This is a genomic window from Colwellia sp. BRX8-5, assembly GCF_014077325.1.
Lineage (GTDB): Bacteria > Pseudomonadota > Gammaproteobacteria > Enterobacterales > Alteromonadaceae > Colwellia_A.
On sequence record NZ_JACGVR010000010.1, the window covers coordinates 77,383 to 94,648 of the forward strand.

Below are 17,266 nucleotides of genomic sequence, written 5' to 3' on the forward strand. Positions count from 1 at the left end.
GCATCTGACAAACGATAGTTCGCCCACTGTTTTTAGCTTTATATAAAGCCACATCAGCAAGTTTTATCAGATCTTATAATTCATTCATTTGAGCATTAAAATCAGCCACACCAAAACTTGCAGTAATGTATAGAGAAATACCATCATGTAAAACACTCAGTAATTTCTCGCTGCGACTTTGTTGAGTGGTTTTTCAGCAATTTTAGTGTTAATCTTTTTTATCTATAAATCAAGGAAGATTAACCCTATAGTGACCACCTACAATAAAATCAAATACTTAACCTTGTTTCTTTGCTTTTTTACGCTATCAACAAGCTCACAAGAGATTACTTTTCAGCCTCATATTGAAATCGTAACCGAGCACCTGCCCCCTTTTCAAATAGATACACCCAATAAAGTAATGGGATTCGCCACAGAAATAGTCTCTTCGGCGCTGTCGAGTACACCGTACACATTCAATATCAATGTCTATCCGTGGGCGAGATCACTTAATATGGCTTTGAATAAAGAAAACACCTGTATTTATTCTATTGCCCGAACCCCAGCACGTGAAGAGCAATTTATTTGGGTAAATACCATCGCCGAGCGTAATATTTCTTTTATCGGTTTAACTGCACGAAAGCTAAGTATTACTTCATTAGAAGATGCAAAGAAACATATGATTGCCGTGATCCGTGATGATGTTACCCACCAACTTTTAGTGAAAGAAGGCTTTACAGAAGGTCTCAATTTAACTGTCGTTAATAATACTCATTCATTATTAATGCTGTTAGTTAAGCGTAAAAGTATCGATTTGATTTTAGCCGATGGATATACCATTAGGTATCGCGCTCAATTTAATAATTTAAACCCTAATTTATTTGAAAATGTTTACCAACTAAATACAAAGCCCTTAGACTATTATTTTGCCTGTAATATAAAAACATCACCCTATATAATTGAACAGTTACGCTATGCAATTAATCAACTGAAGATAACGGGAAAGATTGATAAAATAATCAGTGAGTGGCAATATCCCGTTATAAGAGTTAATTAACTACAAAGGCTTCATTGATAATTTTAGTGCTATTAATTTTAAAAATATCAGCAACTAACGGTTAATATATGTTACTTTTCTTATCCATTGTATATTCAAAAGATTTTAAATAATGAGCCTGTGGTTGAAGGATGATTTTGCATCCAGAAAAGTAGTTTTACAGCGTGCGGTACTTTTCTCCACAGTTACCTTATTCGTTTTATTTGTATTCCAGCCTTTTGGCACCAACAACCATACTATTCCCTTCAAATTCTTACGACTTTCCGGGTATGGCTTGGTAACCTTTTGCGCGCTATTACTCTCTGGAGCATTAGAAATAGCTTCAACTCGCCTGAAGATTAACAACATATTACGTTTGATCATCATACCTTGTTTATACATTGCTATAGTTTCGGCCTTTAATCACAGCTACTTTGTCGTGGCTATTCTTGGCTCCTGGCATTGGCAAAACCAATTACTGTTTATTTTATATACTTTTGCTATTGGACTGTTTCCAATCATTTTTATGTATCTTGTCAATCGCCATGCGCAGAAAACGGCTTTACCAAGACAAGTTATCGAAACTGACAATGCAACGAATCAACAAAATGAAAATGTTGTTAATAGCGAGCGAATATCAACTCAGCCATTAACCTTAACCGGTGATAATAAAGGCGACAAATTACAAGTAGCTTTATCACAGCTGTTATTTATAAAATCCGCTGACAATTACTGTGAGTTAGTCATTATTAAAGATAACAACGTTAGCTATCAATTATTACGCAGTTCACTGATCAGTATCTTAAAACAACTTCCTGTTGACTCAACGGTGATGCGCTGCCATCGATCTTATGCTGTAAACCTAGCCTTAGTAGAACTTAGCACCGGCAATGCTGGCGGTTTGAAATTAATGATGAAACCCCTTGATGTTACTATCCCCGTATCTCGTTCTTATGTAGAGACAATAAAACAAGCCTTGTCATTAGTCCCAAAAGCTTGTTAATCATCCCAATATATTGTTAGTAATACCTTTTTTATTAGCTTACCCCTAATTTATGGATATTCAATTGAGTGTTAGTCATGCTTAATTTGAAATTTAAACTTTAGTTAAGCAGGTAAATATGAATAACAAAATTAAAACACTAATAATGATCACTACCTTTATATTCTGTCGCTATATAATGAAATACTTTTGGGGAGATACTTGGAGTGAAGCTTTACTGGCACTAGATAATCAATCCCACCTTTTATTAACACCCGCGAGCTACCTCTTTATATATAGTCCCTTAGTGTTAGTGGCAAGCTTACTATTTAAGGACGTTGATTTAACTGAGATTTTAGGTCTAAAAATAGCAGGATTTCAACATTATTTTTTAGCGGCGGTTGCCTGTTGCTTGCCGATGACAATCGGTTACGCCTATTTAAGTAGCGAGTTGAACCTTGCCCTATCAGGGATAATGGTTGGCTCGGTATACGCGGGGGTGTTCGAAGAAATTCTTTTTAGAGCGGTATTGTTTGGCGTTTTATTTCAATATTGCCACTTAGGATTTATACCTGCTGCCTTATTTAGTTCTGTTATCTTTGGTTTTGGGCATATATATCAAGGGCATGACCTAATGTCAGCCTTTGCAGCTTTCGCAATAACTTCGGTAGCCGGTACTTGGTTTGCATGGTTATTTTGTGAATCTGGTTATCGAATTTGGTTCCCTTTATGGATGCATATTTTCATGAATGCAGCTTACGGAATATTTGGCATGTCAGGTGGTGCAGCGGGAGACTTAGCGGGCAATATATTTAAAGCAAGCTCAATTTTTTTAACTTTGCTTTACATTCATCTGCTTGTTTGCCGTGGTAAAAAGCGTGAAATAACCTTTTTAAACTTGTGGAAAAATCAATCGGCCACAAGTACAAAAGCGACATTAACCACTCAAAGTATTTAAAGGGAATTAGCTATGTTTGAATTATTTTTAGTCATGATAATACTGACATCACCGGTATTAATAATTATCTTGGTTCGCCATTACTTTCGTTACAAATCAGCAGCCAATCAACAATTATTAGCGTTACAAAAAGAAACTAATAGTCATACCGCCAGAGCAACACAAGAGAAATTAGCTATACTGGTTGAAAGAGTGATCGTACTGGAGAAAATCGTCACCGATAGCAACACCACACTTCGCCAAGAGATAAAAAAATTATAATGATGTTATTGGTATCTCTGCTATACGACCTTGATTATTAAGTCGCTAACTCGACCTAAACAGTGGTATCGGTGTTGTTCGTTATTTTATCAACAAGAGTAACGCCTTAACGCTGATATTCATGGGCCTTTAAAACATCTAATGAGACCACTGTTAGTGCTTTTTGGTTGGTTGCCTCAAGCACAATAGGTGGAGCAACATTGGCTGCAATAGCGTGATACCAACGAACAGCGCATAAACACCATTTATCACCCGCTTTTAAGCCAGGAAAATTATATTGAGAATTAGGGCTGATCAGATCATTGCCTTGTAATTTTGAGAACTGTAGAAAATCGTCGGTCATAATTGCGCAGACACTGTGGTTACCAAAGTCAACTTCGGGCACAAAACAAAACCCTTTTCGGGTATAGCCCGTATTACTACAACATAACTCTAAATCTGTACCTAATACATTCAGTTGATTGTCCATAAAGGTGCCTTGTGTTAATTAACAAAAATAAAATGGATATACCTACCATGTTAGACAAAAGTAAGCTTAGTCCAGTGAAAAATAATACCATTAAACACACGCCAGCTGGTAATTTTAGTCCAGCAGAAATCGCTAAATTTAATAAGTTCGCTGAAAGTTGGTGGGATCCAAACGGTCAATACAAAACGGCACTCGAATTCAATCGAGTACGCGTAGCGTATTTTATTGCAGAAATTTGCGCCTTCTATGGTCGCGACCCTAATCATATAGCACCGCTGCAAGGATTAAAAATTTTAGATGTTGGCTGCGGCGCAGGTCTGGTTTGCGAACCTTTAGCAAAAGCCGGAGCCACAGTGGTCGGTATAGACGTGAGTGAGATAAGTATTGAAGTAGCAAAACGCCATGCGGTGAAATCTCAACTTGATATTGAGTATCGCCACGAACATGCGCAACATACCAGTATAAGCGATAGAAATCGCTACGATGTGGTGATTAATGCGGAAGTCATCGAGCATGTTCCCAACCAAAAAGACTTGGTAAAACAGTGTAGCCAATTATGCAAAGTGGGTGGCTGTGTGGTAATGGCAACGCTAAATCGCACGATTAAATCCTACCTAGTAGGCATTCTTGGCGCTGAATATATTATGCGTTATTTACCTATAGGTACACACAGCTGGCGTGCCTTTGTAACACCACTTGAATTAAACACTATGGCGACGCTAGCACATATGCACTTGGTGACAGAAATAGGCATGTCCTACAGTCTCCTAACCAAAACTTGGCGTACAACCTCAAGTTTAGAAGTCAATTATGTACAACTATATAAACATCTAGCAACCAGTTAGCCTTTCGATAATATCGGCTATAGAAAATAGACAGTCGCTTATTTATTTAGCCAACAATTACCTGATAATAAATGTAAATGTGTCAACACATTCACCCTGCTAAGCAATACAAAGCTCAATAGCAGGTCAACAGGGTAGTGCCCCCTAATGATACAAAAACACCAAGTTTGGACAGATACCTGCTGCCTTATTTACTAAAAAATCGTAATCTTCCCTTGCAATAACACTCGTTTTATTATTAATACAATACTAATAGGTAAACACTGTGCAATAGAGTAAGTATCAATATCTTAATTTTCCCTCAATCAAAATTGGCTAGAAAGCCGATATGAATAATATAGTTAAGCAAGCGATTGTTGCTCTATTATTGTTTGTATTCTCATGGGCAAGTTATGCTCAGCAACTGAGATTTGTTACAGAAGATTTACCCCCCTTTCATTTTATGGGCGCAGATAACAAACCTGCTGGAGCTTTAGTTGAAGTTATTGAAGCTTTAATGATTAAAACTCAGTTTTCTGCTCAAATCGAGTTTATACCTTTTGCACGTAGTTATGATTTAGCCATAAATAATAAAAATATTTTTATGCTCTCTTTAATGAAGAGTTCTGACCGCAAAGATCTTTTCCAGTGGGTTGGTCAAATATTTAAGAGCAAAGCTTTTTTGGTGGGTCTTCGCAACCGCGAAGATATCAATATTAGTAATATTGAAGAGGCAAAGTCGTTTGTCGTGGGTACAATCCGTGGCTATCACTCGGAGCAATATTTAAAAAACACAGGCTTTCTAGAGCAAAAAAATTTACATTTATCCGTTAGTTATAAACATATGTGGCGCATGCTCTTTGAACAACGAATAGACTTTATTTTAACAAACTTTATTGCAGTAGATAGAGAAATGAAGAGTATTGGGTTTAACAAAGATGACATTAAACCTTTTATTGAACTACATGATTTTCCTGGCGATCTTTTCATCGCGACTGGACTTAAAACAGCAGATAAAACAGTGACTATTTTATCTGCTGCATTACAACAAATAAAAGCCGATGGCACCTATAAAAATATTATGGATAAATGGGGTTTATAAGTAGCATAAATGCTATTCAACCAATCCATTTCTGCTCTAGTAACCATGAGGTCCTTGAAATCAAGCCTCAATGAATGGCAGTTTATTACTTAGACATAGTTTATCAAATTTTAGGCCTAGTGATCAGGCCCAGCTTTTTACAAAGATGAACGACAGGATATTGTTCATAATCTCCGTAATCGTTTATTTCACCACAGAGCTTTAATCAGCAAGGTTATAATTTAGCTGTTGACGTGCTAATTGTTAGATTAGCACGTAGCAAATTAATACGGGTTCATTTTTCAAAGCCAACACTTAATGTTTTTCTGATGACTTAAATAGTCATAAAATTCAAATTTCTATTTTTAATACATTGTTGTTTGAGATGTTGTTAGAAGAAAATAAAGGCCATAAGTCATGATGAAAAAAATACGGAAATTAATTATCTCCTTTATTCAAATAGCTGCTGTGTTAATGGTAAATGCGGCAATGGCAGCAAACAGCGAAAAAAACCATTATGAAGCCGCACTTCAAGCTTATAACCAAGGAAAGATTGAAACAGCTTATATTCATTTAAAAAATGCTTTGCAGCAAAGTGAACGTAATTTACCGGCCAAATTATTACTCGCTAAGGTTTTAATAGATAAAAATTCTTACCCTGCTGCTGAGCAAGAACTCAATGATCTACTTGCTCAAGGTGTTGATAATAATTTGATTGTTTTTCCACTTGGTGAGAGCATTTTAAATCAAGGTAAGTTTGATCAAGCCTTAACATTTGCCAGTAAGATGACGCTTAAAAAAGAAGGAGAGTTAGCGTATAACCAAATAAAAGCACGAGCTTATATTAGCTTAGATGACCTAAAAAACGCCAAAATAACCTACCAAAGTATCCTTACTCTGTATGCCAATAATATTGACGCATTATTAGGGTTAGCAACAGTTTATATTTATCAAAAAAATAATATCAACGCTAAGGTACTGCTTACTAAAGCGAACAAAATTGCGCCTAATAACGAAATACTCTGGCAATTAAAAGGTCATCTTGCTCGTAGTGATGGTCAATTTAATGATGCTATTAACTACCTAACTAAAGCGAATGAACTGAATCCGAAGAATATTGAAACGTTGCGAATTTTAATCGGCTGTTATGTCGATATTCAAAACTTTAACATGGCTAATCAGGTTGCAGATAAAGTACTTGAGACCGCAGAAAATGACCCTCAAACAACATTTATGAAAGCTCTCATTTTAAAAGAGCTTAACCAAGTAGAATTATCAAAAAAAGTGCTTGTTGAACTCAGTAATCAATTATCTAAGCTTGATGAGTCATATCTCCTTTCTCAGCCGCAATTATTATTGCTTGATGCCATGAGCAGTTATGCTCAAGAAAATTGGATACAAGCTGAAAGTAAATTCAAAAGATATCTAAGTCAAAGCTCTACTCAAACTGAAATGAGTGAGATTATGCTGCTTGCTGATGTTTACCAGCAACAGCAAGAACCAAAACATGCCTTATTATTACTCGAAAAGAATGAGAAAGATCTGATCTTCAATAAACAGTACGCCTTGATATTAGCTGGTTTATATCTTAAATTTGACCAAAATTATAAAGCTGATTTTGTTTTATCAAAACTGCGCGTTGATTACCCTACAGATGAAGCGGTGTTGATTCTCTCAGCCAATGTACTAGAAGGCTCTGGCCGTATTGAGCAAGCGCTTGCTTTATTAGAAGATGCAAATATCAAAGGGGGTGAAAGTTATCAATACGCGTTGTCACTGTTGTCATTAAGGGTAGGAGCTTTCCAAAAAAGCTTAAATTATATAACACCATTAATCGATACTTATCCAGAGAATGTCAGCTATCATTTGATAACTGCACAAATATTGATTGAATTACAACAATTTAGCCAAGCCCAAAAAATTATAGAAAGATTGTATTTAAAGCAGCCACAAAATAGTGAAATCAGTACCAGTTATGCATTATTACAACTTAATCTTGGCAAACTAGACTTAGCAAGAAAGATATTGAGCGATGTGCTAAATAAAAATAAAAATAATAATCAAAGTGCATTATTACTTGCCAAAGTTGAATATCGTCTTGGTAATAAAGAGGCGGCTATTGCTGGGCTTGAGCAGCAAGCTAAAATACCATCAGTAAAGACAGTTGCACTGACTGAGTTAACGAATATTTATATTGCTGAACAACAATGGCAAGATGCACTGTTAGTTATTGACCAAATGTTGCGGGATAACAGACTAAACATTCAGGCTTTATTTAAAAAAGCTGAAGTATTATTATCATTAGATCAACCGAAAAAGTCTCAACGTAAATTAGATATATTGGCGGGATTGGTTGATGAAAATGTGCCACTATTAATGAAACTAAGTCGACTACAACTAAAAGTAGAAGACTTTGCTGGCGCAGAGTATAGTCGGGAAAAAGCCTTTAAATTTGCGCCTAATTCATTACCCATTGTTATTGAACTTATTAAGATTAAAATTCAATTAAATAAAATTAACGAAGCCATTGAGTTACTTGCACAAACTCAACAAAGAATACCTAAAGACAATGTCGAGCTTACTATTTTACAAGGCGATATTTATAATGCTGGCAATAATAAGCCTCAAGCTTTTAATTCATACTTAAAGGCGGTTAGTCAAGATCATACTAATTTAACGGCTTTAAGTAAGTTATATCAAATCAGTAAAACAGCCTCTTTGTCAGAAAAATTTATTGCCGAATTAAATAACCTTATCACTGAATATCCTCAATTGTTATTGCATCGTCATTTGTTGGCGGATCATTTGCTAGAAAATAAACACTTTGAAAAAGCAAAAAAACAATATCAAATACTGCTTAAAAATAATATACCACCAACAAAAAGAGCGTTAGCACTGAATAATTTAGCGACTATTTATATTAGAGATAAGAACTTTACTATGGCAATAGAAACCGCTAAACAAGCTTTGAACCTTGACCCTAGAATGCCTTCCATTATAGATACTATTGGCTGGGCATTGGTTTTATCTGAAGAGTTAGATTTGGGTCTATCTTACTTAAGGCAGGCATTCAGCTTATCTTCCACTAGCCCAGATATTCAATACCATATTGCTTATGCCCTAGCAAAGTTGCAACGTATCCATGAGGCAAAAAAAGTATTAATTAAATTAATAGCTTTACCCGATGATTTTGAAGAACATCAATTGGCTCAACAATTATTTGATAAATTAGAAAAAAAATAAACAAAATTTACAGTAACTTAACAACTAAAGGTAACTATATTTACAATTAAGCGTGCGTTTATTGTACAAATACCCTGCTCCCTCCTATTATATATTGTGTAAAGTATACAACTTATGGATTAAGTTTTTTCGTCTGTAATTTTGAGATATATGACATGGAGTCTACTATGCAGCGCCTCACACACCTCTTATTTATCTTAACGATAATCTTAGTTTCTAGTGCAAACGCAAGTTTTCACCCTCTGTTAGATTCAGACCTCAATGATCTATCAGTCTATGCTAACGGTACGATAACAATGGCTGATGGTGTGATTACTCATGGTAATATGCAGGCCCTCACCACAATAACATTAGCGGCCAATGGCCAAGTTGGTGGCAATATTGAGGCTGGCTCTACAGCAACCCTAAGCGATAATGTTATTGTCAATGGCTATATAGAAGCGAGCACTACCGCAACGCTAGGCGCCAATGTAAACGTTATCGGTAAGGTTCAAACGGGTACCACAGCAACCTTCGGCGCCGGTGTGTATGTTGAGGGAAATATTGAAGCAGGAAGCACAGTAACATTAGAGCAAAATGCAGAGGTTATGGGGAATGTTGTAGCAGGAACCACAGTGACCATAGCTGCGGGGTCACATATTCATCAAAATGTTGATGCCGGAACTACGGCAACCATTGCTGCTAATGTTATTATTGATGGTGGACCAGCTACCAGCGACTCATCAAAAGCCCCACCTCCTGCTCCTGTTGTTACCAGTAAAGAAAATCAAATTACCACGGTGCAAGCCGAGCTAAAAGCATTGGTAACCGATCAAGAACTAGATTGGGATGATTTTGGCGACAACGATGAGTCACTCGTCGCTGGCGTTTATAATTCTGTTAATTATCTCACTATTGCCGCAGGAAAAACACTGACCTTAGATGGTAATGGTATGGATGGCTCTTGGGTTTTCAATATTGCCAATAATCTAAGCTTTGGCATTGACTCCAAGGTCGTATTGTTAAACGTCACCGATAACAGCAGTATTCTTTGGAATGTACTGGGAGAAAGCACAGCAGGCTTAACATCACTTGGGGCAGGTGCAGAAGTTAGAGGTCATATTCTTTCTAAGGGAGCCATTGATGGCGGGGCTATTTCTTTAGTAACAGGTATAGGTGACAGTTGTGGTGGTGTTTTTTCAGCAACCAGTACCGTCACATTTGCCGCAGATAGTATCATTGGACATCAAGGTTGCGGAGCAGTTGACGTACCTGAGCCTGCCACTATTTGGTTATTAGGTTTAGGTATATTTATGATAGTGAATAGAAAGCACAGATAAATGAGAGTTTTGGTGGTGTTTTTTCAGCAACCAGTACCGTCACATTTGCTGCAACAATCAGTATCATTGGACACCAAGGTTGCGGAGCAGTTGACATACCTGAGCCTGCCACTATTTGGTTATTAGGTTTAGGTTTAGACATAGCTATGATAGTGAATAGAAAGCACAGATAAATGACCGTTTTGGTGGTGTTTTTTCAGTAAGCAGTACCGTCACATTTGCTGCAACAATCAGTATCATTGGACATCAAGGTTGCGGAGCAGTTGACGTACCTGAGCCTGCCACTATTTGGTTATTAGGTTTAGGTTTAGACATAGCTATGATAGTGAATAGAAAGCACAGATAACCTTTGAATATTTAAAAATAGCCCTTAAGTGGCCTTTATATTTGTGCTAACTATGCATTTTGGCTATAGCTCGTTTTACTACATTATTTAACAAGACAATTATAATTGTGATCTGCCTGCATCACATCTCGCTAACCTTTTTGTGCATCATGTTAACCTCTTGACGTATTATGTTAACTTATGAACATATCACCTGCTTTGTAATAAAAAACAAAAGAAAATAATTACAATAACTTACGATATAAATGTTCGAATAACAAACAACACACCGTCTTATCTGCTATTATACAGTTGTACAATTCTTGGAATAAGTTTTTTTGTTCTATAAAAATTAAGTTTTTTTATATGCTGAACGCTCAGCTATATGAAATGGTGTCTAATTTGAAACTTATCAATTCAATCCTCTGTATTGTGGTGTTATTTGCTGTGTCTGACGCACAAGCGAGTTTTCAACCTTTGCTAGGCTCAGAACTAAATAACCAGTCGCTTTATGCCAGTGGTTATATAACCATGGGCGCACGAACAACTATTGGTGGCAATATCCAAAGTGCTACTGCGATAACACTAGCAGCTGATGCAATTGTCGGTGGTAACGTTGAGGCTGGAACCGCAGTAACACTTGGCGCAGCTGCCGGTGTCGATGGCTATATTCAAAGTACAACAACCGTTACCCTAGGCGCTTCTGCTGTTGTCGACGGCTCTATTATTGCAGGTACCACAGCAACTATTGGTGCGAGTGCAAAAGTTGATGGCGAGCTAAGCGCTGGCACAACAGTAACCATATCGGCAACCGTTGAGGTTGGCGGCAATGTTTTGGCTGGCAGCACAGTAACCGTTGGTGCAGGCTCACTTTTCGGGGGCGATGTTGATGCTGGAACCACCACCACCATTGGTGCAAGTGTTGAAATCGTTGGTACGCTTACTGCTAATTCTTTGAAAATGGTTGCACTGCCCACCATCGTTGATAGTCAGGAAGCGCTCATTATGTCTGTGCAACAAGATATAAAAGACATGGGGACAGGAACAGAACTTGTATCAACCACTTTTGGCACCAACGACGAAACACTTGAAGCGGGTATCTACAGCACAATAAATTATTTAACCATCGCGATAGGTAAAACCTTAACGCTTGATGGTAAAGGTATCGATGGCTCTTGGATTTTTAATATCGCCAACTATCTGACCTTCTCTGCAAACTCAACAGTGTTATTGAAAGATGTTACCGATAACAGCACTATTATCTGGAATGTTCTTGGCGATAAAACCGGCTCAGCAGGTTACACACAACTCGGCGCCGGCGCTGAGGCTAGAGGTTATATTTTTGCTAGAGGTTTTGTTCAAACAGGTGCTGATTCAATGATAGCGGGCATAGGCGATGATTGTGGCGGCGCTTATTCAGCAAGTAATTTTATTGAATTTGGTGCTGATACTGTTATTGGTAAAAAAGATTGTACCAATGGCGAGTCCAGAGCTTCTGCAGATAGCATTGCCGTCACTCAAGTTCCCGAACCTGCAACACTGTGGTTATTCGCTCTAGCACTTTTCGGTTTGGCAATTAAAGCGCAACGTAAAAAAACATAAACTCAGAATTACCAATAAAAAAGGCTCCTTTGGGAGCCTTTTTTATTGGGTCTTTGGCTAATTTATGATCTTAACGTTAGTGTAACCAAGGCAATACCGTGATCGGTACTTTCGCCATCTCGTTCAAAGATAGGATTAATTAAATGTCGATCATAGGTGTCGTACGCACTGACCTGATAAAGACTATCGTGATAACTAGCGTCAAAATCACATGATAATAATATATAATCAAGTACTGAGCTGCTCGCACCAAAATAATGTGTCGGAGTGCGCTGTATTTTTTCCTCTTGATGAGTTTCATTTTTCACTGCAACTTGAAATAAATCCCAAGCATCTTGCAAGCAATATTTAGCAAGATAGGCATCACGGTCAATGGCCGAGACAAACCTTAGGGTGTTAGTCAGTAGATGACTTAGCACACCATCAGTTAAGGTATTATTGAAGTCCCCCATTAATACCATTGGCTGGCCGGTAGCCTCACGCCGCGCTATGATTTCAATCATTAATAACGTCGCTTCACTGCCACGTTGTATCGTTGAGCCCCAACCACCTGCCACTTGTGCTTTTAGGCTTTCAATAATAGTTTGCTCTGGCGTGCGACTTATATTTTTATCATCGACTTCAATCATAGAGCGCTTAGATTTAAAGTGCACAACATAACAATCACAGTTACCCATATGAGGCACATCAACCGTTGCCCTTAACACTTTTCGGCTAAAAGAGAATTTATCAGTTAAACCTAATGATAGTGCAAGCTCAGTGTTTGCTTTTACCGCAGCAACTTCAACAATAGGGTAACGAGATGCTATGGCAACAACAGGACGTTTATAAATAAAATCATCTATCACTTGTGGTTCATCAACCACGGCAAAATAACAATAGCCCTGCTCTGCAACTAATTGCTCTAGAGACTCAGGACTAAAGACTTCTTGGAAGCCAATAATGTCAGGTTGATATTCACGTAAATATTCAGCAATCCAATGTTGCTTTTTACGCCACTGCTCAGCACTATAAATTCGTTCAAATTCATAGAAAGCATTGGGCGGCTCAAGATAATTAAACAAATTAAAAGTAGCTATTTTAAGCTGTAAATTTGATACAGCTATAGAAGGCAGTATGGGATCTATTTCTTCTGGGGCTTTTTTATCTGGATAGTCGATAATGTTAACTCTAATAAACGTTGAACTGTGAGTATACCTGAGATAAAAAATTAAAAACCAACAAGATAAATTACCATTTAGTTAACAGCTTACTTACGTCACTTTTTGCTGTCTTTGATAACTTCTGTATTAATGCAAAAGGTACAAACTCGTGGTTAATTTTTTCTTCAATATCATCAAGCATCAACAACCACAATTTTGCCGTCATCTCAGCATCAAATAACGCCCGATGAAAAGCCCCATCTGATGGAATATTTTTATAACGAATAAGCGTACCTAATTTATGATTAGGTGCGTCTATATTGATTCTGCGAGAGACAAGTAATGAACAAATAAATTGCCCAAAGTATTTTCGATTAATGTTATTAAACTCAGCGTCCAAGAATTTTTGATCAAAGGAAGCATTATGGGCAAGTAAATTATCGTCCCCCAGAAAATCGGCAAATCGTGCCATCACTTCACCACAAGAGCCGACCTTAGCAAGCATCTGATTAGATATTCCGGTGTATTGCTCAATAAAACCACTGATCCTAAAACCAGGATTCATTAATGATTGAAATTTATCGGTAACCTTACCGTCTACAATTCTAACCGCACCTATTTCTATCGCTCTATCACCTTGATTGGGTGATAGTCCTGTGGTTTCAAAATCAAGTACCACTAACGAATTGGCATTTTCATGCATCTAAGTTAACCCTATAAATTTATGCAGCGCTGATTTTAACGGCTATATTTCAAAATGAAAGTAATCATTACTCGTAAGCAATGTTAAATTATTCTGTTCAATAATCAACTTAGAAACTATACTGTATAAAAACACAGGTGAGATTTAAGTAATGAAAGTTATTCCTATTTACATTGAAGCAGGTATTTCAGGGTTTGAATCACCCGCAGCCGAGTATAAAGAACTGGGGTTATCATTAGATAAACTTCTTATTAGGCATCCTAATGCCACATTTATTGGCCAAGCATCTGGTGAGTCCATGCAGGGTGTGGGCATTTTTGATGGTGATTTACTTATCGTTGATCGCTCACTCACCGCCAGAAATGGTGATGTCATCGTGGCAAATTACAATGGCTGCTTTGTCTGTAAGTTGATTGATAAAAAGCAAGCTCGGCTGTTATCAGCGTCTAAAGATTTTGCGCCAGTTAGCATCAAGCCCGAAGACGACTTTCAATTAGAAGGTATTGTTACTCGCTCTATTCGACTCCATCATCAAGCTCCTGAATTAACCGCATGTATGCATTAGTTGATGCAGTATCTTTTTATGCCAGCGCAGAAAAAGTCTTCGACCCGAGCATAAGAAACAAGCCCGTTGTTGTTTTAACGAATAACGACGGCTGCATTTGTGCTGTTTGTCCTATTGCTCGACGGCTGGGTATTCCAAAATTCACCCCCTATTTTAAGATAAAGGACTTACTACATAAGCATGGTGTAGTGGTACGCTCTTCCAACTACGAGCTATATGCTGACTTAAGTGAAAGAATGATGAATGTTATTGCTAGGTATTGTGATGACCAATATATTTACTCAATTGATGAGTCATTTTTACATTTTAAAAACTATAGTGGCGTTATTAAAGATTGGCACCAATACGGCCATGAAATAAGACGTGCTATTTGGAAAGAAACTCGGTTACCGGTGGGAGTTGGCTTTGGCACAACATCAACCTTAGCTAAAGCAGCAAATCATGCAGCTAAAAAACTTGACGGTTACCAGGGTGTTGCCATTATTGATAACGCGCAAAGTGCGAAAGAAATATTAGAAAAAATGGCGGTAAATGAGGTTTGGGGTATTGGTAATAAAATATCTCAGCGACTAAAGCAGCAAAATATTAGCACAGCTCATCAATTATCAATGCAGTGCCCTAAAATTATGCGCAAGCAATTTAGTGTTATCACTGAACGTACGGTTAACGAATTAAAGGGGATTAGCTGTTTAAGCTGGGATGATGTAAAAGCACCTAAACGGGAAATATTCTCTACACGTAGTTTTGGTCAACGTATTGTAGATATACATACATTACAAGCAGCCTTAACTACCCATAGTACGATAGTCGCTAAAAAAGTAAGGTGTCAATCTTCACTTATCAAAAAACTGCTCGTGTTCGCTTCAAGCTCCCCCCATGATGAAAATTATTATAAACAAACAATGGTTTATACTTTTCCTTTAGCAACAGATAATAGTTGTGATATTGCTACAGCGGTCAGTTTAATACTCGCTGAAATATTTATACCCGGTGTGCATTTTTATCGTTGTGGTGTCGGTGCAATCGCCTTGGAAAGCAGACAACATCAACAAGCTGATTTATTTTTATCTGATCATTCAAACCCAATACTAATGAATTGTCTTGATAGTATTAATAGTCGTTACGGTAAGGGGACATTGACCTTGGGCGCAGAGGGAAAATCAGACTCCTGGCAAATGAAACGGCACTTTTTAAGTCCACAGTACACGAGTAACTGGCAAGACATTCCCAAAATTAGTTGTTAGTGTTATTCGTAAGTTTAGTCACTGTAACCTTGAACTCATAATATTTAAGGATAAAGTTGCTAGTGATATAAAATGTCAAAGGGCTACCACCTTAAAAGATGTTCATCCCCCACTTTAATGCGTCGTAATAACAATTTAACAATCTAGTTTCAGAAATTTTATTACTGTCAATACAACGAGTAACACGCTTACTCGTTGATACTTCATAATGCTTAGCCAATGTTAATAGTTCTGACAATTCACCTTGTTGCTCAGATAACGCCAGTTTGATATCAGATGAAAAAAGAAAACTCTTTACAATATCTGCCATGGGTAAATTTAATATGGCATCTAAATTACTCAATATTCCGGTTAGAAAAGCTTTTTCATTAAGGTGACTGAATGATTTTTCTTTCGTTATGAGTTCCATCATTTTAGCGCGTACTAAAGACTCGATAAAAAGTTCTGGTGAACTTTCAGATGATAATGCTGACATTGATATAATTGCAACATACGGCTTTATTTTATCTGTTCCTAAGTAGGTAATAGCTTGCTTAATAGAAGTGATTTCAATATTGCAACACTCTGCGGCACTGTTTACCAACTTTAATATACCGCTCACTAACGTTACATCACGGCTAATAATTTCAGTCAGTTGGTTGAAGTCTAAGTGTGGTTTGTAAGCTTCTAAAAAAAGTTGAATTAAATTAATTTTTAGAGGAGATATAGACGTGCCGGACTTTATCTCGGGTTTGTGAAAAAAGTAGCCTTGATAATAGTCTATAGCTAGCGCTTTAAATTGTTGGTACTGCTGATTCGTTTCAATGCGTTCAGCAATTATTTTTATATGACTATTAGTTGATAATAGGCGTTTTTTCAGCCCTTCTATTTGAGTGAAAGTAACCTGTTCAATGTCAACTTTAATAATAGAGATATATGGAAAAAACACTTCCCATTTACTTTCGAAATTATAATTATCCAACGCAATGACATAACCCTTTTTATGAAGTTGAGCAACATTGAAAACGAGTTCATCAGAGATGTTAACTGTTTCAATAATTTCAACCACGATATTTTTTGGGTTAAAGAGCAAAGGCGATTTTTGTAATAAGGTAAACTCATCAAAATTAATAAAGGCCAATTTTCCAAGGCAAACATCGGCTAAATCACCCAATATATGGTTTTGAAGTATAACTTTTGAGGTTGCTTTTTCTGGAGAATCCCCATTAAATACATTCTCTAAACTGTCTCTAAAGAGTAATTCATAACCGATAGTTTTAAGATTTATATCTAAAATCGCTTGCCTTGCGATGAAAGTGTTTAATACTATTTCCATTAATCAAACCTATGAGATTTCGTCCTTTAATAGTAGTTGCTCTTCCTAGAAAATCTATGTAAATACTTATAAAACATAATAAAACCTATCAACGTATGGTTAGTTAGGTGTACAGTGACAGCAGACTAAAAAACACGCATTGAAAGATTAAAACGAGTCGATAAACTTTAATCTTGTCAATTCAGTGAACAGGCTGAATTTATTAGTATTCAAATAAT

At 37.0% G+C, this 17,266-nt stretch carries 17 protein-coding genes; 13 read left to right on the forward strand and 4 right to left on the reverse strand.

The window, feature by feature from the left end; translation table 11 throughout:
• Positions 1–250: 250 nt before the first annotated feature.
• The 4 genes from H4J62_RS09100 to H4J62_RS09115 all read left to right on the forward strand — a co-directional run bounded on the left by H4J62_RS09100 (position 251) and on the right by H4J62_RS09115 (position 3,216).
• On the forward strand, positions 251–1,036 hold the full coding sequence (locus tag H4J62_RS09100) for an ABC transporter substrate-binding protein (RefSeq protein WP_182214073.1): 786 nt from the start codon (positions 251–253) through the stop codon (positions 1,034–1,036).
• Positions 1,037–1,148: 112 nt separating this feature from the next.
• On the forward strand, positions 1,149–2,018 hold the full coding sequence (locus H4J62_RS09105) for a LytTR family DNA-binding domain-containing protein (protein ID WP_182214075.1): 870 nt from the start codon (positions 1,149–1,151) through the stop codon (positions 2,016–2,018).
• Positions 2,019–2,136: 118 nt separating this feature from the next.
• A complete protein-coding gene (locus H4J62_RS09110) occupies positions 2,137–2,955 on the forward strand; it encodes a CPBP family intramembrane glutamic endopeptidase (RefSeq protein ID WP_182214076.1) in 819 nt (272 codons plus the stop codon).
• Positions 2,956–2,967: 12 nt separating this feature from the next.
• Positions 2,968–3,216 (forward strand): hypothetical protein, encoded by a 249-nt coding sequence (locus H4J62_RS09115; protein WP_182214078.1) that lies wholly within the window; start codon positions 2,968–2,970, stop codon positions 3,214–3,216.
• Between the two features lie 106 nt (positions 3,217–3,322).
• Here the strand turns inward: H4J62_RS09115 and H4J62_RS09120 are convergent, their stop codons facing one another.
• A complete protein-coding gene (locus tag H4J62_RS09120; protein WP_182169595.1) occupies positions 3,323–3,685 on the reverse strand; it encodes a DUF2237 family protein in 363 nt (120 codons plus the stop codon).
• Positions 3,686–3,696: 11 nt separating this feature from the next.
• Here H4J62_RS09120 and ubiG point away from each other — a divergent pair, with 11 nt between their 5' ends.
• From ubiG to H4J62_RS09155, 7 genes are all read left to right on the forward strand, one after another.
• Complete coding sequence (gene ubiG, locus H4J62_RS09125; RefSeq protein ID WP_310733539.1) at positions 3,697–4,530, forward strand: bifunctional 2-polyprenyl-6-hydroxyphenol methylase/3-demethylubiquinol 3-O-methyltransferase UbiG; 834 nt, start codon at positions 3,697–3,699, stop codon at positions 4,528–4,530.
• A 328-nt stretch (positions 4,531–4,858) separates the two neighbouring features.
• Positions 4,859–5,611, forward strand: coding sequence for an ABC transporter substrate-binding protein (locus H4J62_RS09130; protein WP_182214080.1), 753 nt, complete (start codon positions 4,859–4,861; stop codon positions 5,609–5,611).
• Between the two features lie 396 nt (positions 5,612–6,007).
• Positions 6,008–8,833, forward strand: coding sequence for an XrtA/PEP-CTERM system TPR-repeat protein PrsT (gene prsT / locus H4J62_RS09135; RefSeq protein WP_182214082.1), 2,826 nt, complete (start codon positions 6,008–6,010; stop codon positions 8,831–8,833).
• Between the two features lie 167 nt (positions 8,834–9,000).
• Entirely contained in the window at positions 9,001–10,152 is a 1,152-nt protein-coding gene (locus tag H4J62_RS09140) for an ice-binding family protein (RefSeq protein ID WP_182214084.1), read from the forward strand.
• A 95-nt stretch (positions 10,153–10,247) separates the two neighbouring features.
• The gene (locus H4J62_RS20755) at positions 10,248–10,325 is read left to right on the forward strand and encodes a PEP-CTERM sorting domain-containing protein (RefSeq protein ID WP_404842524.1); all 78 of its coding nucleotides are present in this window, start codon (positions 10,248–10,250) and stop codon (positions 10,323–10,325) included.
• A 65-nt stretch (positions 10,326–10,390) separates the two neighbouring features.
• Positions 10,391–10,498 (forward strand): PEP-CTERM sorting domain-containing protein, encoded by a 108-nt coding sequence (locus H4J62_RS20760; RefSeq protein ID WP_404842525.1) that lies wholly within the window; start codon positions 10,391–10,393, stop codon positions 10,496–10,498.
• A gap of 381 nt (positions 10,499–10,879) precedes the next feature.
• Positions 10,880–12,079, forward strand: a complete 1,200-nt coding sequence (locus H4J62_RS09155) for an ice-binding family protein (protein WP_259364633.1) — start codon at positions 10,880–10,882, stop codon at positions 12,077–12,079.
• A 62-nt stretch (positions 12,080–12,141) separates the two neighbouring features.
• Here H4J62_RS09155 and H4J62_RS09160 read toward each other — a convergent pair whose 3' ends face one another.
• Both H4J62_RS09160 and H4J62_RS09165 read right to left on the reverse strand, forming a co-directional pair.
• On the reverse strand, positions 12,142–13,143 hold the full coding sequence (locus H4J62_RS09160; RefSeq protein ID WP_259364632.1) for an endonuclease/exonuclease/phosphatase family protein: 1,002 nt from the start codon (positions 13,141–13,143) through the stop codon (positions 12,142–12,144).
• A gap of 166 nt (positions 13,144–13,309) precedes the next feature.
• Positions 13,310–13,924 (reverse strand): PolC-type DNA polymerase III, encoded by a 615-nt coding sequence (locus H4J62_RS09165; protein ID WP_182214087.1) that lies wholly within the window; start codon positions 13,922–13,924, stop codon positions 13,310–13,312.
• 151 nt (positions 13,925–14,075) lie between these two features.
• Here H4J62_RS09165 and H4J62_RS09170 point away from each other — a divergent pair, with 151 nt between their 5' ends.
• Positions 14,076–14,489 carry a LexA family transcriptional regulator gene (locus H4J62_RS09170; protein WP_146801079.1) on the forward strand — a complete coding sequence of 138 codons (414 nt, stop codon included), beginning with the start codon at positions 14,076–14,078 and terminating at the stop codon, positions 14,487–14,489.
• A complete protein-coding gene (locus H4J62_RS09175; RefSeq protein WP_182214088.1) occupies positions 14,477–15,733 on the forward strand; it encodes a Y-family DNA polymerase in 1,257 nt (418 codons plus the stop codon). The genes H4J62_RS09170 and H4J62_RS09175 overlap by 13 nt, the downstream gene beginning before the upstream one ends.
• A 91-nt stretch (positions 15,734–15,824) precedes the next feature.
• On the opposite strand, the gene H4J62_RS09180 is transcribed toward H4J62_RS09175, so the two are convergent.
• Entirely contained in the window at positions 15,825–17,048 is a 1,224-nt protein-coding gene (locus tag H4J62_RS09180; protein WP_182214090.1) for an EAL and HDOD domain-containing protein, read from the reverse strand.
• Positions 17,049–17,266: the final 218 nt, after the last annotated feature.

Coding starts and splice junctions, on each gene's coding strand:
- H4J62_RS09105 (WP_182214075.1), top strand. CDS start 1,149: ATGAGCCTGTGGTTGAAGGATGATTTTGCATCCAGAAAAGTAGTTTTA.
- H4J62_RS09110 (WP_182214076.1), top strand. CDS start 2,137: ATGAATAACAAAATTAAAACACTAATAATGATCACTACCTTTATATTC.
- H4J62_RS09115 (WP_182214078.1), top strand. CDS start 2,968: ATGTTTGAATTATTTTTAGTCATGATAATACTGACATCACCGGTATTA.
- H4J62_RS09120 (WP_182169595.1), bottom strand. CDS start 3,685: ATGGACAATCAACTGAATGTATTAGGTACAGATTTAGAGTTATGTTGT.
- H4J62_RS09130 (WP_182214080.1), top strand. CDS start 4,859: ATGAATAATATAGTTAAGCAAGCGATTGTTGCTCTATTATTGTTTGTA.
- prsT (WP_182214082.1), top strand. CDS start 6,008: ATGATGAAAAAAATACGGAAATTAATTATCTCCTTTATTCAAATAGCT.
- H4J62_RS09140 (WP_182214084.1), top strand. CDS start 9,001: ATGCAGCGCCTCACACACCTCTTATTTATCTTAACGATAATCTTAGTT.
- H4J62_RS09165 (WP_182214087.1), bottom strand. CDS start 13,924: ATGCATGAAAATGCCAATTCGTTAGTGGTACTTGATTTTGAAACCACA.
- H4J62_RS09170 (WP_146801079.1), top strand. CDS start 14,076: ATGAAAGTTATTCCTATTTACATTGAAGCAGGTATTTCAGGGTTTGAA.
- H4J62_RS09175 (WP_182214088.1), top strand. CDS start 14,477: ATGTATGCATTAGTTGATGCAGTATCTTTTTATGCCAGCGCAGAAAAA.
- H4J62_RS09180 (WP_182214090.1), bottom strand. CDS start 17,048: ATGGAAATAGTATTAAACACTTTCATCGCAAGGCAAGCGATTTTAGAT.